15 protein-coding genes are annotated in these 17,515 nt (G+C 49.7%); 10 read left to right on the forward strand and 5 right to left on the reverse strand.

Going from position 1 to position 17,515, the window contains the following annotated elements; translation table 11 throughout:
- The first annotated feature begins 59 nt into the window (after nt 1-59).
- The 7 genes from AC6R03_RS11510 to AC6R03_RS11540 all read left to right on the forward strand — a co-directional run bounded on the left by AC6R03_RS11510 (nt 60) and on the right by AC6R03_RS11540 (nt 7,587).
- Nucleotides 60-1,040, forward strand: a complete 981-nt coding sequence (locus AC6R03_RS11510) for an AAA family ATPase (RefSeq protein WP_500631254.1) — start codon at nt 60-62, stop codon at nt 1,038-1,040.
- Nucleotides 1,041-1,053: 13 nt separating this feature from the next.
- On the forward strand, nt 1,054-2,019 hold the full coding sequence (locus AC6R03_RS11515) for a DUF58 domain-containing protein (RefSeq protein ID WP_500631255.1): 966 nt from the start codon (nt 1,054-1,056) through the stop codon (nt 2,017-2,019).
- Nucleotides 2,016-2,504, forward strand: coding sequence for a DUF4381 domain-containing protein (locus AC6R03_RS11520; protein ID WP_500631256.1), 489 nt, complete (start codon nt 2,016-2,018; stop codon nt 2,502-2,504). The genes AC6R03_RS11515 and AC6R03_RS11520 overlap by 4 nt, the downstream gene beginning before the upstream one ends.
- Nucleotides 2,501-3,574, forward strand: coding sequence for a vWA domain-containing protein (locus AC6R03_RS11525; RefSeq protein ID WP_500631257.1), 1,074 nt, complete (start codon nt 2,501-2,503; stop codon nt 3,572-3,574). The genes AC6R03_RS11520 and AC6R03_RS11525 overlap by 4 nt, the downstream gene beginning before the upstream one ends.
- Nucleotides 3,564-5,273: a VWA domain-containing protein gene (locus AC6R03_RS11530; protein WP_500631258.1), complete on the forward strand. Its 1,710-nt coding sequence runs from the start codon at nt 3,564-3,566 to the stop codon at nt 5,271-5,273. Before AC6R03_RS11525 ends, AC6R03_RS11530 begins: the two co-directional genes overlap by 11 nt.
- A complete protein-coding gene (locus AC6R03_RS11535) occupies nt 5,270-6,565 on the forward strand; it encodes a BatD family protein (protein WP_500631259.1) in 1,296 nt (431 codons plus the stop codon). Before AC6R03_RS11530 ends, AC6R03_RS11535 begins: the two co-directional genes overlap by 4 nt.
- 119 nt (nt 6,566-6,684) lie before the next feature.
- Nucleotides 6,685-7,587, forward strand: a complete 903-nt coding sequence (locus tag AC6R03_RS11540) for a LysR family transcriptional regulator (protein WP_500631260.1) — start codon at nt 6,685-6,687, stop codon at nt 7,585-7,587.
- A gap of 62 nt (nt 7,588-7,649) precedes the next feature.
- On the opposite strand, the gene AC6R03_RS11545 is transcribed toward AC6R03_RS11540, so the two are convergent.
- Together AC6R03_RS11545 and AC6R03_RS11550 are read right to left on the reverse strand one after the other, a co-directional pair.
- On the reverse strand, nt 7,650-9,338 hold the full coding sequence (locus AC6R03_RS11545) for an alkaline phosphatase family protein (RefSeq protein ID WP_500631261.1): 1,689 nt from the start codon (nt 9,336-9,338) through the stop codon (nt 7,650-7,652).
- 21 nt (nt 9,339-9,359) lie between these two features.
- Nucleotides 9,360-10,133, reverse strand: a complete 774-nt coding sequence (locus AC6R03_RS11550; RefSeq protein WP_500631262.1) for a formylglycine-generating enzyme family protein — start codon at nt 10,131-10,133, stop codon at nt 9,360-9,362.
- 131 nt (nt 10,134-10,264) lie between these two features.
- Between AC6R03_RS11550 and AC6R03_RS11555 the strand changes: the two genes are divergently transcribed.
- Both AC6R03_RS11555 and AC6R03_RS11560 read left to right on the forward strand, forming a co-directional pair.
- Entirely contained in the window at nt 10,265-11,584 is a 1,320-nt protein-coding gene (locus AC6R03_RS11555) for an anaerobic sulfatase maturase (protein WP_500631263.1), read from the forward strand.
- Nucleotides 11,585-11,588: 4 nt separating this feature from the next.
- Nucleotides 11,589-12,626 (forward strand): tetratricopeptide repeat protein, encoded by a 1,038-nt coding sequence (locus AC6R03_RS11560; protein WP_500631264.1) that lies wholly within the window; start codon nt 11,589-11,591, stop codon nt 12,624-12,626.
- A 66-nt stretch (nt 12,627-12,692) separates the two neighbouring features.
- Here the strand turns inward: AC6R03_RS11560 and AC6R03_RS11565 are convergent, their stop codons facing one another.
- Nucleotides 12,693-14,453 (reverse strand): methyl-accepting chemotaxis protein, encoded by a 1,761-nt coding sequence (locus AC6R03_RS11565; protein ID WP_500631265.1) that lies wholly within the window; start codon nt 14,451-14,453, stop codon nt 12,693-12,695.
- 151 nt (nt 14,454-14,604) lie between these two features.
- On the opposite strand from AC6R03_RS11565, the gene AC6R03_RS11570 reads away from it, so the two are divergent.
- On the forward strand, nt 14,605-15,219 hold the full coding sequence (locus AC6R03_RS11570; RefSeq protein WP_500631266.1) for a beta-phosphoglucomutase family hydrolase: 615 nt from the start codon (nt 14,605-14,607) through the stop codon (nt 15,217-15,219).
- 117 nt (nt 15,220-15,336) lie between these two features.
- On the opposite strand, the gene AC6R03_RS11575 is transcribed toward AC6R03_RS11570, so the two are convergent.
- Entirely contained in the window at nt 15,337-16,641 is a 1,305-nt protein-coding gene (locus AC6R03_RS11575) for an inosine/guanosine kinase (protein ID WP_500631267.1), read from the reverse strand.
- A 245-nt stretch (nt 16,642-16,886) separates the two neighbouring features.
- Nucleotides 16,887-17,360: a CreA family protein gene (locus AC6R03_RS11580; RefSeq protein WP_334551908.1), complete on the reverse strand. Its 474-nt coding sequence runs from the start codon at nt 17,358-17,360 to the stop codon at nt 16,887-16,889.
- Nucleotides 17,361-17,515 lie beyond the last annotated feature (155 nt).

Genomic DNA, 17,515 nt, shown 5'->3' on the forward strand with positions numbered 1-17,515 from the left:
GTCTCATTGGAGACGAGCGAGTAGCAGCAACATTGCGGTTAAATAGAGTGGAGCACAAAATGAATCAAGCACAGCAGGCCATTGCCGCCCTGATTGAACAAACAGAGAAGAGTGTTATCGGGCAAAGCCACGTCGTACGCGCATTGGTGATTGGTTTATTGACCAATGGTCACATCTTGTTAGAAGGCTTACCGGGTACGGCGAAAACACGCTCGGTCAAATCGCTGGCGAACCTTCTTAATACACGCTTTGGCCGCATCCAATTTACGCCAGACTTGTTGCCTTCCGATGTGACGGGCACTGAGGTGTATCAAGAAATCGATGGCCATCACCAACTCCACTTCCAACCGGGTCCGATTTTCAATTCGATTGTTTTGGCTGATGAAGTGAACCGCGCGCCGGCAAAAGTGCAGGCGGCGCTCCTTGAGGCAATGGCCGAGGGCACGATCACGGTCGGCGATAAAACGCACACCTTACCTGAGCTATTTATGGTGCTCGCGACGCAAAACCCCGTCGAGCAAGAGGGGACCTACCCCTTACCAGAAGCGCAAATGGACCGCTTTATCATGAAAGTGACGGTCGACTATCCAGAAGACGAAGCGGAGCGAGACATTATCCGCCTTGTACGCAGCGAGGAGTTGGGTGCGGCCAATCGTGCGACCCCAGATTTAAATACAATTGAAGTCAAGCATGTGTTGGACGCGCGCAAACAACTGCCATCCATTACCGTCGGCGAGATGGTAGAAAATTATATCGTGGCACTGGTGATGGCAACGCGTAAACCCGAGCGCTACGGAGAAACAAACCTCGCTCAGTGGATCGAGGTGGGCGCGAGCCCACGTGCGTCAATTGCGCTTGATAAGTGCGCGCGCGCAAGCGCTTGGCTCGCAGGACGTGACCACGTCACGCCAGACGATGTGCGAAGCGTTGCACCTGCGGTGCTCGGTCACCGCTTTACCTTGACTTATGATGCGTTGGCCGATGGTGTTGATCATCAACGCGTGGTCAATGAACTGCTTGATTGTGTAGCGATTGGATGAGTAAGGGGCAGTGATGGCTAAGCCGACATTAGCACCGAAATCACAAGGGCTCGACCCAAGGCTCTACAGTGATTACGCCACGTTAGTACGCCTGCAAGCTCAAGCACAATCCTTCACGCTGCTGCCGCATTTAAAATCGGCCAGCGTATTGGCGGGGCGCAATACGTCACTGTTTCGTGGCCGTGGGCTCAACTTTGAAGAGCTGCGCCATTATCAGTTAGGCGATGACATTCGCAACTTGGATTGGAAAGTGACCCTGCGCACCGGTAAGCCTCATGTACGAAGCTATACCGAAGAGAAAGATCGTAACGTGATGATCTGCGTTGACCAACGCAGTTCGATGTATTTCTCTTCTGTGCAGGTGATGAAATCTGTGGTGGCCGCGGAAGTGGCTGCCTTGTGTGCTTGGCGCGTCCTTAAAGATGGCGATCGGGTCGGTTTTTCCCTCGCCTCTAGCCAGTCTATTGTGCACAGCAAATCTCAGCGCAGCCAAAATCAACTGCTTGGTCAGCTCAAACACCTGGTTAAGGCCAACCAAGCGCTCAATGTGGACAGTACCGATACTGCGTCCGTGAGCTTTTCCCATTGGATGGAGCAACTGCAACGCATGCGCTTAAAACAGACCACTATTATCATGATCAGTGACTGGCACGACTGCCAAGATCATGATGTTGATCGTCTTAAGCAGCTCCAACAACACAATGATGTGCTGGCGGTGATGGTCAGTGATCCCTTAGAGCAATCACTGCCGTCCCGATTGGCCACAATGAATTGGGTGGTTGGCGATGGCGAATACCAGTTGAATCTCGATAGTCGCAATAAGCTATCTCAAGCCAATGTAGAGTTGGAGCAAAGGATGAAGAATCAACGTCAATCGCTCAGTCGTTTGATGGCGTCGAAGACCTTGCCGTACATTGAATTGGCCACCGACGGTGAACACATTGCGCAGTTTCAGCGCCGTGTAGGAGGGCGAGGATGAGTATGACACATACGCCACCAAGCACCTACATTTTGCGTGATTTGCACGACGTCGCTGTGCCCGCGAGCATCAGCTGGTGGCCACAAACCTTGGGTTGGAAACTCGTCGCGCTGTTTATCCTGCTCGCTGCGCTGTATGGCGGCTACCGCTATGCGCGCTTTTGGTGGCGCAATCGCTACCGCCAAGAAGCGCTGAACGCCATTGCAAGGCTTGAACTGAACGACCCCCAGTTTGCTGCGCAGCTCTTTCACATCATTAAAGTGGTGCTGGTCTATCTAGATAGCCGCAACAGTCCGTTATTTGGCGCCCCCTTTACGGATAAGCTCAATGCCATTTGCTTGGATTCGCCGTTTGACGCCTCGCTTGCTGAGCGTTGGATGAATCATTTAGTTAATCCCGCTGCGCCACTTGGCGATCACGACAAACAAGCGCTGATTGCGCAATCGAAACAGTGGCTGAGTCGTCATCAGGAGCGCGCACGATGAATAGTTGGCAAGGTCTTTTATCCATTAGTGGCTTTGAGTTCTCTTATCCCGCTTGGTTTGTGGTGTTGCCGCTGCCACTGTTGATCTATTGGTGGGCACCGGCTTATCGCACCAAGCAGATGGCGACCAAAGTGCCGTTTTTTACCCTTTTGGTTGAATCGATGGGCGAGGCGCCAAGTCAAGGGGCAAGCCAGCTTAAACCGACTTGGTGGCAGCGTGCGACGTTGCTGCTCTCATGGGTGTTGGTGGTGATGGCACTCGCTAAACCGACAGTATTGGGCGAACCACAAGTAAGAGAAAGTATCGGCCGTGATGTGATGGTGGTGGTCGATTTATCCGGGTCGATGGCTGAAACCGACTTTACCAGTGCCTCAGGTCAAAAAGTCTCCCGTCTTGATGCCGCAAAAGAAGTTCTGGAAGAGTTCGCGCAATCGCGCCAAGGGGATCGACTAGGCTTGATTCTGTTTGGTGACGCAGCGTTTGTGCAAACACCGTTTACCGTTGACCATGACGTGTGGCTTGAACTCTTGTCGCAAACCGATGTGGCGATGGCAGGGCAGAGCACCCACCTTGGCGATGCGATGGGTTTGGCGATCAAAGTGTTTGAACAAAGTGACAGTAACACGCAAACAGCAGACGAGGCTCGCGCACGCGAAAAAGTGGCGATCGTCCTCACCGACGGGAACGACACGGGCAGCTTTGTTGAACCCATCGATGCGGCAAAAGTCGCCAAAGCAAAAGGGGTTCGTATCCACGTTATTGCGATGGGCGATCCGCAAACGGTGGGTGAAACTGCGCTGGATATGGAGGTGATCGAACGGATCGCCAGTGAATCCGGTGGACGTGCGTTTGAAGCGCTTGACAGGGCGGCGCTTAGTGATGCCTATCAGATCATTTCAGACATCGAACCCGAACTGTTTGAAAGCCTGACCTATCGGCCGAAACAGAGCATTCATCATCAGCTCATCGCCGTGGTTGTGGTGATCTATTTACTCGCGTTTGCGCTGGCGACAAGCAAGCGCATTCATCGAGCGCGCCGCTCACAGTCAGGAGGTCAAGGTGTTCGATAGCCAGCTGTGGGTACAGTTTTTTACCCAGTTTCATTTTATTCGTCCTTTCTGGTTGTTGGCATTGGTTCCAATGTTGCTTTTGCTTTGGCTGCGTTGGCGTGAAGAGAGTCAACCGAGTTGGCAGGAAGTCTTACCAGCGCACCTTAGAAAGGCGTTAACCATTGGTGATACAGGGTGGCGCAAGCAGCTACCCCTCAAACTGTTGGTGATGATCGTCACTTTGGCGATTGTGGTGTGCGCAGGCCCTTCATGGCAGCGCGAGGCGTCGCCGTTTGGCGAAGATCGTGCAGCGATGCTGGTGGTGCTCGATAGCAGTGACACCATGCTGGAAACCGATGTCGCGCCAAGTCGACTAGAACGTGCAAAACATAAAATTCGTGACTTGTTAGCCCTTCGAAGTGGTGGCAGCACGGGACTGCTGGTCTTTGCGGGTAGTGGTCACACTGCAATGCCCCTGACGCAAGACGTCGCGGTGTTTGCGCCATTTTTAGCCGCGATCGAACCAAGCATCATGCCCGAATCGGGCAAGAACGCCGATACCGCGTTGGCGCTTATCGACGATCAGCTCAATCAGCAACCGGGCTCAACAGTGTTATTGGTGAGTGATGGCGTCACGCCGAGTGCTATTGATGCCTATCAACGCTTTTTTGCTGAGCGTCCTTACCAGCTCGTCATTCTGGCGGCGGGCAATGAGCAAGTGGCGAGCACCAGTCAGGCGAAATCCCCACTCGACCTTCAGTCACTCAATCAGTTGGCGGATGCTGTCGGTGGAAGAGTGGTTGAAATGAGCATTGATGAGAGCGACGTCGAGCGGATCAACCGTTACGTTGAGCGTAATATGCAAATGAACGGCGATTCGGCGATGCCTTGGCAAGATATGGGGTATTGGCTTTTGATTCCGGTGATGTTGCTGATGTTGTTGTGGTTTAGAAAAGGCTGGCTGGTCCAGTGGTGTTTGGCCCTAACATTGCTTGGCTCGGTAGGCTTGCCATCGCCAGTGCTGGCGCAAACTGTTTCGACGCATGCCGAATCACCCGTAAACGTTGAAGTACCGACGATGCTTGATGAGGCGGCGCAGTGGTGGTGGGATCTCTGGTTAACCCCAGATCAGCAAGGCCAGCGCTGGTTTAACCGCGGCGACTATTTACGTGCAGCCAAACATTATCAAAGCCCGTTGCATAAAGGCGTCGCCTATTACTACGCCGCTGAGTACAAGCTCGCCCACACGGCGTTTCTTTCGATGCAAAATGATCAGCGTGATGAATCGCACTATCTCGGTTTGTATAACGCCGCCAGTGCCTTGGCGCGTCAGCGGGAATATTTAGCCGCGCGCAACTTGCTCAATAGTTTGCTTGATGACGAGAATCTGCCCGAAGCGCTAAGAAAAGACGTGCTCAATAACCGCGATGTGTTGGCTGGGATCGTTGAGGAGATCAACCGCTTAAGCGAGAGCCAGACCAGTGTGTCGGATGGGTTGGAAGACTCGTATGAGTTGTCTGATAACCCTCAAACCGCCGATGGCGCCGAAGAGAATACCGTTGAAGAGCTGCTCAACAAAGAGAGCTTAAACGCCCGCGAGATTTTAGGCAGTGATGAGCTCGCGGATAAGTGGCTAAAACGAGTGGAAGCGGATCCCAAACGTTTCTTACGCACGAAATTTTATCTTCAGCAGCAATCGGCGCAGGGAGAGTCTCAATGAAATCCATCATGGTTTGGCTAACGTGTGCCTGTTTCGCCGCTTTAATGTCGACAAGCGTGCATGCCCAGACGTTTGGCGGTAAACAGCGCAGCGCACAAGTCGAAATCCGCGCTTGGCTAGGTGACGAACAAGCGCCAAGCGCAACGCCACAGTTTACAGTCAACGAACAGATTGTCATGACAATTGATGTCAGTACGCCGCGTTGGTTTACGGCAGGGACGAATATTCAAAACGTGGAGTTGGCAAATGTGATTGCGATGCAGCGTAACCCGAGAGCCACCAACTACACGGAGCGTCGTAATGGCGAAACCTGGTCACACCAACGTTGGGAGATCACGCTCTATCCTCAAGCGTCGGGAGATTATGTCGTACCACCGTTGGCTTTGGCTATCACTGTGTCGGCGGAAGATGGCAAGCCGTTGTCCGGGACGCTGCAAACGCCACCGTTACCTTTTCAGGTTATATTGCCTTCTGGTCTGAGAGACACGCAAAAGAGCTGGTTTAGCGCTAGTGCGGTTGAGGTTTCCCAACAGTGGCAACGCTCCAATGAAACGCTTCATGTCGGGGATAGCATCACGAGAACGGTAAGTATCACGGCCAATGATAGCCTCTCCGTTTTGCTGCCCGAACTTCTCGATGGGTCGCGATCGGATTTTTACCAAGCCTACTCACAACCCAGTGCCCTCGACGATACACAGCAGCGAGGTAACTATCGTTCAGAGCGTAAAGAAGAGGTAGTGTATGTCTTGCAGCGAGGTGGAACCTTAACCTTGCCCGATATCGAATTCCAGTGGTGGAACAGTGAGACGAAGCAACTTGAGCATATGACGATTGAGGGGCAGAGTTTTGTGATTAAACATACGCTCAGCTCTTGGCTTAAAGCCTACGCGCCTTGGTTGATTGCGCTGCTTGTTGTCTTGTTGAGCGTTACTGTGTTTGCTCTGCTAACGCTGCGTTACTATCGCACGCCCCCAACACCCACTTGGCTCGTGTTTAGACGTACGCTGAAAGCAAAAGAGTGGGGCGCCGCTAGAGCATTGATTTATCGCGAACACCGCGCACGAACGGGCCGACGCACACTGCTTTCTAGTCAGCCGCTTTCTGACGCGAAACAGGACGACGAGTGGCAGATGCAAAGCAGCGCTTTGCAAGCGGGGAGCGACGCGGTCAATGTCTATCAAGCGTTATGGCGCCTTATCCGTCAAAGCACAGGCCGTTTTAGTGCGAGATTCAATCGCGTCGCCTTGCCTAAAGCACTCCCTGATCTTGCTAAGAACAAGCGTGATTCTTGATGGAAACACGCTTTGTGTGGGTGATTTTCGCCATATAGACAGCATTTTGTGTGTTTTCATTTCGATACCGAGTGGTATTTTCGTTACAATAACGCCTTTCCTGCCCAGCCTGTATCGATATGAAAACCACAGAACTTAATCTTATCCCCATTTTTGTTGCGATCTTCGAAGAACAGAATTTATCTCGTGCGGCCACACGCTTGGATATCAGCCAACCTGCGGTGAGCAAAGCGTTGGCGCGCTTGCGAGATATTTACGACGAGCCCCTGTTCCATCGCAGTACCAGTGGGGTAGAGCCTACCAGTTTTGCCATTGATATCTATCCTGCGATGTCGGCCGCGCTAAAAAACTACACCTCGACGCTCTCAGCGTCGCGCGAATTTGACCCGAAAGTCACCAATCGCACCTTTTCGATAGCCTCTGTTTCTGTCCCGAGTTACCAGTTGTTGCCCTTGCTGCTCAAGCAGATCAGACAGCATGCACCCAATATCGCACTTGAGATTCACCCTCTCTTTACTGAAGACTACGAAAGTGATTTGCGTCTGCAACGCTATGATTTGATTATTGATATTGAGCCTAGAGACCGCACGAAACTCAAGTATGAGCAGCTATACAGTGAAGAGATGATCGTGGTTTGTGCGAAGGATCACCCGCGCATTGGCGATACCATTTCGATCGAAGGATTCTTGGAAGAGGAGCACGTGGTGGTCTCGCGCTGGCAAAGCCGCACTAGTTTGCTCGGTGAGCATATTACCGAACTGGCAAAGCGCAAGGTGGCGTACCGCGCGTCAGGCGCTTTTGAAATGCTGCCTGTTATCAGTGGCGGTGAGTACATTGGTATCTGGCCGTGTCGTGCGTTAAAAAGCTTTACTGAGCAATATCAGTTGAAGGCGATCCCATTACCTTTTAGTAACGCTGAGCAGAAACTCAGTATGATCTGGCACCCGAGCCGCACTCAAGAAAGCGGACACGAATGGCTAAGATCGCAGTTGAAACAGGCGGTGAAGGCGTTAGGGTATTAGTGCTTTATGCCAAATTTAAAAGGGCTTCAATGCAAGCCCTTTTCCTTAGAGTTCTTGAACGGTTACTTCTTCACTTCCGTTAGCACATGCCCAGTGGCGCCGCTCGGTAGGGTGATGCCTAAGTAGTTAGATAGCGTTGGTGCGATGTCGTAAGGCGTCACGTCGCGGTTGATGACTTGAGCTGGTACCTGATGGCCAGCAAAGATCACCGGAACGTGAGTGTCGTAACGCCAAGGTGAACCGTGGGTTGATGCGATGGTGAGGCCATCCATGTCGTTGATGTAAGTACGCGGTGCGAACACCAAGTACACATCACCAGAGCGATCTGGGTGGTAGTTGTTTTTCACCATATCAAAGACACGCGTATTGGGTAGGCGGTTCGCTGCTACGTCGCTTGATGTGACCGCATAAGCAACGCCTTCCACTTTGCGAACTTCTTCAGCAATAGCGGTTTGGACATCCGCCAGTGCGATTTTCTTCTTCGCAATCACGTCGTGATCAAGATAGATGTATGGTTGCGCGTAAAGGCGTACGGCTTCTTTACCTAAACCGAACTCGTTCTTTAATCTTGCTAACACGTTGTCATTGATGATGTTGTTAACATCAAAGTAGCTTGCTTGACGAAAACCGAGTTGGCTAGCGTTTGGTGACACTTCAGGCACACCGTGGTCAGCTGAAAGGATAATCAGTGTGTTCTCCAGACCAATGTGGTCATCGACGGTTTTAAATAGTTTTGCCAGAGTGCGATCTAAACGAATCAAGTTGTCTTCGGTTTCTAGGCTGTCAGGTCCGTACAGGTGGACTACGTAGTCGTTCGAAGAAAAACTCACCGCGAGATAATCGGTAAAGCTACTTTGTCCAAGGTGCTCTTGACGCAGCAGGGTTTGGGCAAAATCGCCCGTAATTTCATCACCTGCTGGACTCACTGTTAGCATGGTGGAGAAATATTTAAAGCTTGACGGCCCGTATGGGTGAGGGAAGGTGCGAGCGAACCCTGCCAAATCGAGTTTGTTCTCTTGGCTGATTTCATCCAGTGTGTATTGATCGCGCTCTAGGCTGAGCTCCCAGCGTTGACCACTATACTGGTTCGGGATCTGTTTTTCGTTCCAGCGTGACACCCAGTTTGGGTATTGATCGTAGTAGTAGTCACTGGTGACAAATTCAGACTGCGATTTAGAGAACCAAAATGCTTTCCCGGTGTGACCTGCTAAAGAAATCGCACCACGGTCTTTAATCGAGACAGAAAAAACTTTTGCTTGCCCGTTTGATGCTACAGTCAGTTCATCACTGAACGAGCTCGCGAGGATAGGCGCGGGAGATCGACCGTCCTGCAGCGCAGTTTTCTGTGTGGGATCTATTTCAGTGGATTTATCGACGCCAGCACCAGCAGAGAGCATGGAGTAGTTCGCGTCTTCGACGTTGTACACCAGTCGTTCTAATTGTCGATCATACCAAACATTACCTACCATACCGTGAACAGAAGGCGGTGCACCGGTCGCGAGTGACACGTGCCCCACAATCGTCTCCGTGTTGCCATGTTGGTAATGGGCGTTGGTATAATGTGTACCTTGATCCATCAGATAGCGGAAGCCACCCTCACCAAAGTTCTGTTTGTAGCGCTCTAAGAGGTCACCACGTAAACCATCAACGGTGACTTGTAACACCAATTTTGGCTTAGCCTCTTCGGCCAATACCGTAAACGGTGCAGAAATCAAAAGTGCACTGGCGGCACCAAGCCATACTGTTTTCATACCATTCCTTTTATCGTAGGGTTAATCTTTCGCCAATCTCAAACCCATGTCAGACATAATGATGGTTTGACTAGCGAAGTCGCGGCGGAAGTTTTCTGACTCGTTTGCGCTGTAGGCGAAACTGCCACCCCGGACGGATTTATGTGCAAGACCGAGGTCACTGTGTTGAGCGTTGTTAGGGTTATCGGTTGGACCAAATCGATAAAAGGTATCGTCGAAGGCATCAATAACAAATTCACCGACATTACCTGTCATATCGTATAAGCCAAGCTCGTTCGGTTGCTTTAGACCTACTGGATGGGCACGGTTGTTCGAGTTTGCATCGTACCAAGCCACATCATCAATATTATTAGAACCGGCGTAGGTATAACCTTGACTGTGGATACCGCCTTGAGCGGCAAACTCCCATTCAGCCTCGGTCGGTAAGCGATAGTTCTCTCCCGTCATTTCGTTGAGCTGCTCCACAAAGTACGTGGCTTGCTGCCAACTTAAGTTGTTTACTGGTACCTGAGGGTCTTTGAAAAAACTTAATGATGAGCCCATCACAGACTCAAATAGATCTTGAGTTACCTCAAATTTAGATAAGTAAAAACCATCGACCTTCACGCTTCTTGCGGGGCGCTCTGCTTTGGTTGTTGTTTCTGAGTCACTCCCCATGACAAACTCACCGCCTTCAACCCAGACCATATCTTGATTTATTTGTTCAGCGAGTGGATGTGCAGGTTTACTTGCACAACCGGCAAGAGTAAACACAAATAGAGGTATAGAAAGAAGGGATAGACTCGTTTTCATCATCTGTTCTCTGGTAATGTGAGTGTATTGATAATAGCACTTTACACCATAAGCTTTGGTTATAACCCCTATAACATGAACTCAAGGAATACCCGCAGTACACTAACGGTACACAAAAAGATGAAAGGTGATGTATGCAAATTACTCAAGGTCCTCAGTTTCAAGGTAAGGCGTCGAAGCGCATGCATGTGATGGCGAAACCCATCGGTGCAGCGTGTAATATCGATTGCCAATACTGTTACTACCTCAGCAAACAGGACTTGCTTGAGTATAAAAAAGGCTGCTCGCCGCGAATGTCTGATGAGACACTAGAGCACTACATCAAAACTTACATTGAAGGACAAAATACCCCTGAAATCATCTTTTCTTGGCAGGGTGGTGAGCCGACGATGCTCGGACTTGACTACTTTGAAAAAATCGTTGAGCTACAAAATAAATACAAGCCAGATGGCATTGTTATTTCTAACGATTTGCAAACCAACGGTACCTTGTTAAACGACGAGTGGTGTGCGTTCCTTGCCAAAAACAACTTCCTGATTGGCCTAAGTATTGATGGCCCAGAGATGCTACACAATGCGTACCGCACCAACCGAGCGGGCCGTGGTACGTTTAAGCAAGTAATGGCGGCGGTTGACCTGCTGCACAAACACAAGGTGAATTTTGCCACCTTGACCTGCGTGAATAATCTCACCAGCCAAAACCCGCTTGAGGTCTACCGCTTCCTACGTGATGAAGTGCGCTCACCGCAAATCCAGTTCATTCCGATTGTGGAACAAAAGACGTTCCGCACTACGGCGCCGCAAACTTGGCCCGCAGGAGAACAACCCAAGCAGGGCGATAAACGCCTGATCCCGGGTCACAAAGATTCGGTGATGGAGCCTTGGTGTGTGTCGGATATGGCATGGGGTAACTTTTTGATTGCGGTATTCGACGAGTGGGTGAAGCACGACATTGGCAAAGTGTTCGTGCAATATTTTGAAGCGAGTATTGAAACTTGGATGGGGCGTAAAAACCCACTGTGTACACTGGGTGAGTTGTGTGGTAAAGGCCTCGCAATGGAGCCTAACGGCGATCTTTACACCTGCGACCATTATGTCTATCCAGAGTATAAAATTGGTAATATACATCATCAAAAACTCGATGATGTTGCTTACAGCGCCGAACAACAAAAATTTGGTTTCGCTAAATCGCGTACGTTGACGACACAGTGCCAGCAATGTGATTACCAGTTTGCTTGCTACGGTGAATGTCCCAAAAATCGCTTTATTCGAACCGCACAAGGTGAACCTGGCTTGAATTATTTGTGTGCAGGTTGGAAAAAGTTCTTCTCACATGTCGATCGCAGTATCGCGTACATCTTGCGTGCAACACGTCATCCTGTCGCTCATGGTAAGTATAGTGACTCCGTTGTTCGCGAAATGATGCAACAACGCAATGAATTGAATAAGGGGTAATATTATGACTCGTCCATTTTCAACTATCGCATTGCTTGTTGCTGCGCTGAGCGTTTCCACTGTGGTTGCTGCGCCTAATCAAACGAATCCAGTGGCACCGAGCCCACTCATGCCACAGGTGGAAACCCAAGCTATCAATCCGGTTCAATTGGCCTACAATGCTCAAGACACGCGTTTGGACAATGAAGAAAGAGCAATGGCATTGATGGCGCTTGCGAGTTACCCGAGTGAGAACGCACTCGTTGCCGTTGCTCGTGGCTTAAAAGATGAGAGCGCTGTGATTCGTCATGGTGCGATTGTCGGCTCTCAGGTATACCCGATTGAGCATCGCTGGCGCATGGTTTCTCCTTTGCTTACCGATGCCGAGCAGATAGTTCGCGTACGAGCGAGTGCGAACCTGGTTCAAGACTTCAATGCGTTAAGTCAACCGCAGAGAGAGCAACTGTCTGAATCGCTCAAAGAGCTTGAGACAAGTCTCGCTGAACAAAATGATCCAGAGTCTTTATTGTTGCTGGCAAACGTGTACCGTTGGACAGAGCGATGGAATCTCGCTGAGCCTATCTATGTGAATTTGGTAGAGAATGATCAATACTCGACAGAGCTTTGGCTCGCTTATGCAGACAACTATCGTGCACAGCAACTGAATGATAAGGCTATCGTGATCTTGGATCAGGCACTGGAACTGAATCCCGAAGCCGCCGCGTTGTATTATTCGAAGTCGTTAGCCTTGGTTCGCACAGATGAGAGAAAGCAGGCAGCGAAAGAAATGGACATCGCCGCAAACCTTGCGAAAGATAATAGTTACTACTGGTATCTAAACGGTGTGTTACAAGAGTCGTTGGATATTGAAAAATCGACTCAGTCTTTTGAGACTGCTTACCTTATATCAGGTGCTCCAGAACAGTTATATGCTCTTTGTGATATTTATATCCGTTACGATCATGATAAATCCGAGCCATGTATGGATGAGTTAAGTCAAGTCGCCCCAAGCTATGTCATTGATGAACTCAGAAGTAAGCAAAATGCCAACGTCACTCAATAGAGCGAAATAAAAAGGCGCGCCCAATCGTTGAGCGCGCCTTTTTACCTCATAGCTCTAATAGGTACGTTACTTGGTTTTGAACTCCGCCACCGCTTTGTCCATCTCAATCGCTTGAGCTGAGACATTATCGACTTCGAGCAAACAGAGTTTGGCTGATTCCATATTGCCCTCTGAAATCGAGTTGAGCTCGGTGATGGATTCACTGACTTGATTCATCACAATCCCTTGTTCTTCAATCGCCGAGGCGATGCGCTCAGAGTTGGCTTGGATGTTGTCCATATCGGAGATGATTTGCTCCAAACTCGCATCCAATGTTTCCGATGCTTTCAAGGTCTCAGCGCCTTGCTCGTTACACTTATCGATATTGGTGACCACTTCGGACATTTGTGACTGAATCGCGCTCACCACTTTGGTGATGTCTTCGGTCGATTGATGCGTTCGGCTTGCCAATGCGCGCACTTCATCGGCCACCACGGCAAATCCACGTCCTTGCTCACCGGCACGTGCAGCCTCTATCGCCGCGTTGAGCGCAAGTAGGTTGGTCTGTTCAGCAATACCTTGAATGATGTTGACCGCATCACCAATCTTGTCGACGTGATGGTTGAGCGATTGGATAGAGGTCTGGCTCTCGCCTAGAATGCTCGACAGCTGATCAATATTACGCACCGTGGATTCCACCACCTCACGACCTTTATGTGCATTGATCGACGCTTGATGAACGCCCTCCACCGCCACTGAGGTACTTTCTGAAATCTCATTGATGGTCGACACCATCTCTTGAACCGATGTGGCCATCGTGGAGGTGTGATCCGCTTGGACATTAAACTGAACAATGACATTTTCCAGTTCTTGATGCATGTTACCGGTCGTGGATGATAGATGCGCCGATTTCTCTTGAGTTCCTGAAATCAGCCCTTCAAGTTTATCGAGGAGACGGTTGAAGTATTGACTGATGGCGACCAACTCATCTTTACCTTTGAGATTGGCACGCAGTGCGACATTATTAGTCCGCGCGATCTCCTGAATCAGAGAGAGCAAGGTGGATACTTGGGTGTTGATAGAGCGAGCGATTTGCCAGATAAAGCCAATGATAACTAAAGAGACGATCACGGTAACACTTAACTTGAGGGTCGCTAGGCGAGATTGGGTTTGCGCCGAGTTTTCACTGAGCGCTGAAGAGAAGCTTTTAAATTGGTCCTCGACCGTGTGAGACAGGCCGCGTGTCTGCCCCAGTAGCCCCTCATTGTATTTTAGGCCGACCTTTTTGTGTTGAACGACCAGCGCTTGCGCCGCATTGAGCAGTGATGAGGCATTCGGCGGTAGCAAGGAAGAGTCGAACTCACCTTCTAGCACTTTCTCATTAAAATCGGCGAGCTGAACCAATTGGTCACTGTCGAGTGATGGGCGAATGGCGTCTAACGCTTGGTTGTAGCGACCAAGCAGTTGGTCTTCATCATTGAGACCATAGGCCTGAAAGGCGGACACCAAGCTAGCAAAGCCTTTTTGATAGGCGAGGATGTCTGTGCGTAATTGTTTAGAAGACGGCAGTTCATGAGCCTTTAAGAGAGTCGATAGTGTTGCCTCTTTGGCTAAAAACTTATCAATATTGTCATTGAACGAAGTGAGATATTTGGCGTCTTTTCTGAGCAGAAAATCTTTCTCGTTACGACGCAAATTGAGCAAGCGGACTTCAAGCTGAGCGACGAGTAGATTCGCTTGATTGAGTTCATTGGTCACTTTGGCAAATTGGGTGGTGGAGAGCAACAATACGCCGATACCGACGATGGCGACTGCCCCTAGAGAATAGAGCTTACTCTTTATGTTCATAATTGCTTCCTAAAAAAGGTGTAACTCATTATTGTTGTTATAGTAATGTGCATACTCTCAAGCTAGTTCAGTACTGAGATGTTTGTCAATCATACTCATGACTACTACTAAAAAACTAGTTTCTTAACCCATTTAGCTTTGTGAATTTTATATGAAGGAATTATTACATTCGTATCAAGGTCTCATTTTTGACATGGATGGCACCCTGATTGATACCATGCCCGCACACTTGTTGGCGTGGGAAAAGACGGCCGAGCATTTCCAGTTTCCCTTTACCCGTGAATGGCTGCACGGCTTAGGTGGCATGCCGAGTTTTAAAATCGTCGCTGAAGTGAACAGCAAGTACGGCTTGACGTTAGATCCCAACGAAGTGGCGCAATTTAAGATGGCGACATTTAGCAGCCTTAATGATCATGGAGAGCCGATACAAGCCACGATGGCGATTCTCGACCACTTCTACGGTAAAAAGCCACTGGCGGTAGGGACAGGCAGTCAAAGGCAGAGCGCGATGCGCTTGCTGGAAAAAGCGAACCTCATCGGGAAACTCGATGCGATTGTCACTGCCAGTGATGTTGAGCATCACAAACCGAACCCGGATACGTTTTTACTGGCGGCGGAGCAGCTTAAGCTAGCGCCGTCTCAGTGTGTGGTGTTTGAAGATACGCATCTCGGCCGTCAAGCCGCGCACGCAGGCGGAATGGATTGTGTCATGGTGGAAGGGGAAGCCTTGGTCTTTTACCCCGTGCCAGTTAAAGGCGAACAATAAAATGCGCGATAGCTTGTCACTACCGCGTTCATAAGTAATTCGCGTTTAAACGTATCTCGCGTTTATCACGTATTTAAAGCAGGTTTATCGCAACTTTAAATTGTATTTAGCGCGACATTATCGATCCCAATAGGCTTCTTCGAGACTGTCTTCACGCTCTGGTAATGCTCGACCCAATCTCGGCGAGTGTTGCGTGAGCACCTCGTAGCTTACGCGGTTCGCGTACTTACAGATCTGTGATAATGATGAGTAAGTCAAAAACGGCAAGTCATGTTTAGACGAGTTGGGCACGTTCATCTTGTGGTGGCTGTTGGCTGCCATGTCATGGAGCAAGGCTGATAATGCCGCATCGCCTGCGCCGTTGGTGTTTTTGATCTCGAGTGGACCACCAAGGTACGGACCAATATGCGAGTAAACTTTCAAAGGCGACAGACAGTCTTGTTTGCGCATCGCGCGGCTAAATTCATACTTATTAAACTCGGCGATGTTGCCCGGCAATAGCGGTAGTTCCGTATCACGCTTTGCTGATTCATCGGTGTAGCCCGCCATGTAAAGGCCAATAGGCCCCGCTGTACACAGCACGAGGTCGACCCATTCTAGCGCTTTATCAGCCGCGAGCAGAGGATCTTTCTCACCGGTAAGCGCTTCGCCTTCTTCCTCGTTCATCGCGATCACTGAAATGTTCTCTTTGATGTACTCTTGCCACCACGCCGCGTTGCCTTCAATCACCCACTTGGTACCCAAGGTCAGCACAACAGGAACCTGTTTTTGCTTGGCGATTTCAATTGCACGTGCGACCGCTTTTGGCATCGGATCTTCTGGCTTACCGCGCATTAGATAAGAAGAGACCACCAGTGCCGAGGCTTTATCAAACACCTCTTCAGGAATGCTTTCCGGACGCAGCTGATTCATGTGACCTTCATTGATAGCAAACGTACGTTCGCCATTTTCAGAGATCAAGGTATAGCAGCGGCCAATCGATCCCTCGACCATTTGCAAATGATTGAGATTCATACGAGAGGACGTGCGACACAAATAGCGATAGGCAAAGGAGCCAACCTCAATGTTCTTCGACATTACACCCAGCAGCACCGATTTGCTGTCCGCAAGCACGGAGTAGTTGTGTAGGGTGTTGCCGATGGTATCACCGGGGTATTGGTGTGTGATCAGTTCGCGTTCCACCAGCTCTTGATATAGCGCATCGGCTTTGTCCTCTTCGAGTACCAGTGAGTGTCCTTTGCTCAGCTCGTATTTAGCGAGGAAATCATCATCGACGCGCGCTTCAATATCAACGATGGTTTGACCGACACCGACCACGATAGGGCGGTAGAGCTTCGGTGCTTGCTTCATCTGATTGATCAATGGATCGCGATTGTCAGTAGGAAAGTAGTGCTTAGATTTACGTTGGCCAGGAAATTTCATGCTCAAAAAGGACAGTAAAAAATTTTCGCCAGTTTAACACAGAAGTGTCTTTCAAATTTCATAAAAATTACATAACAATGAGATTTTGATCAAAGAAACATGTCGGACAGGGAGACAGTCGAGATTGGCTTAAAGTCGGCTGTTGATTTAAGAAATAAGGCGAGCCAAAACAGCTCGCCTTAAGCCTGCCCACCCCTAGCATGACTTGGATATAGGGCGGGTCAGTCTGCGTGTGATTAGCGCAATTACTGTGCAGCGACAGGGGCCTCCACATACGCATCGGTACCCCAAAGTGGCACGGTCGACAGACTGTGTTTGAAGCTACCTTCGGTTTCTTTGGTTGTGTACGAAAGATAGAGGAGGGACTGTGTGTCGGCATCGTAGATGCGGCGCACTTTCATGGTTTTGAAGAAGATGCTTTTTGACTTTTTGAACACCACTTCACCCGACGCGCTCTTATCGATTTTTGCAATCATATCCGTGGTGATTTCGCCGGTTTGACGGCATGAAATGGAACTGTCGCTTGGATCGGAGAGGCTAAGATTCGCTTCAATGGATGCGATGTGGCAGGTCACGCCTGTCACCACCTCATCTTGCAGTGAGGTGATCTTAATGTCTTTCAATGTAAATAGACCGAGTGAAACGTCACCCACTTCGTTGCTATCACACGCGGTGAGCAGCAGTGAAGCCATGGCAACGCCAAGTAATTTTATCCGCATGGCCGCTATCCTTTCTTAAATAATGGTTGAGCTTTGTGATTGTCGAGCTAATTATGAACCAAGCTTATCTGTTTTATGCTCAAGCAGCCAATAGTTCAATGAAAAACTTGTCGCATCATGATCTTATCGTTAAGCTCATGACGATAAGACTCATG

This window comes from Vibrio sp. R10-SG-ISO4 (assembly GCF_059834135.1).

Bases quoted from the DNA above. Each gene is read 5' to 3' on its own strand.
- AC6R03_RS11510 (WP_500631254.1), top strand. From the start codon at position 60: ATGAATCAAGCACAGCAGGCCATTGCCGCCCTGATTGAACAAACAGAG.
- AC6R03_RS11580 (WP_334551908.1), bottom strand. From the start codon at position 17,360: ATGCGGATAAAATTACTTGGCGTTGCCATGGCTTCACTGCTGCTCACC.
- AC6R03_RS11520 (WP_500631256.1), top strand. From the start codon at position 2,016: ATGAGTATGACACATACGCCACCAAGCACCTACATTTTGCGTGATTTG.
- AC6R03_RS11560 (WP_500631264.1), top strand. From the start codon at position 11,589: ATGACTCGTCCATTTTCAACTATCGCATTGCTTGTTGCTGCGCTGAGC.
- AC6R03_RS11565 (WP_500631265.1), bottom strand. From the start codon at position 14,453: ATGAACATAAAGAGTAAGCTCTATTCTCTAGGGGCAGTCGCCATCGTC.
- AC6R03_RS11525 (WP_500631257.1), top strand. From the start codon at position 2,501: ATGAATAGTTGGCAAGGTCTTTTATCCATTAGTGGCTTTGAGTTCTCT.
- AC6R03_RS11555 (WP_500631263.1), top strand. From the start codon at position 10,265: ATGCAAATTACTCAAGGTCCTCAGTTTCAAGGTAAGGCGTCGAAGCGC.
- AC6R03_RS11515 (WP_500631255.1), top strand. From the start codon at position 1,054: ATGGCTAAGCCGACATTAGCACCGAAATCACAAGGGCTCGACCCAAGG.
- AC6R03_RS11535 (WP_500631259.1), top strand. From the start codon at position 5,270: ATGAAATCCATCATGGTTTGGCTAACGTGTGCCTGTTTCGCCGCTTTA.
- AC6R03_RS11545 (WP_500631261.1), bottom strand. From the start codon at position 9,338: ATGAAAACAGTATGGCTTGGTGCCGCCAGTGCACTTTTGATTTCTGCA.
- AC6R03_RS11540 (WP_500631260.1), top strand. From the start codon at position 6,685: ATGAAAACCACAGAACTTAATCTTATCCCCATTTTTGTTGCGATCTTC.
- AC6R03_RS11570 (WP_500631266.1), top strand. From the start codon at position 14,605: ATGAAGGAATTATTACATTCGTATCAAGGTCTCATTTTTGACATGGAT.
- AC6R03_RS11575 (WP_500631267.1), bottom strand. From the start codon at position 16,641: ATGAAATTTCCTGGCCAACGTAAATCTAAGCACTACTTTCCTACTGAC.
- AC6R03_RS11550 (WP_500631262.1), bottom strand. From the start codon at position 10,133: ATGATGAAAACGAGTCTATCCCTTCTTTCTATACCTCTATTTGTGTTT.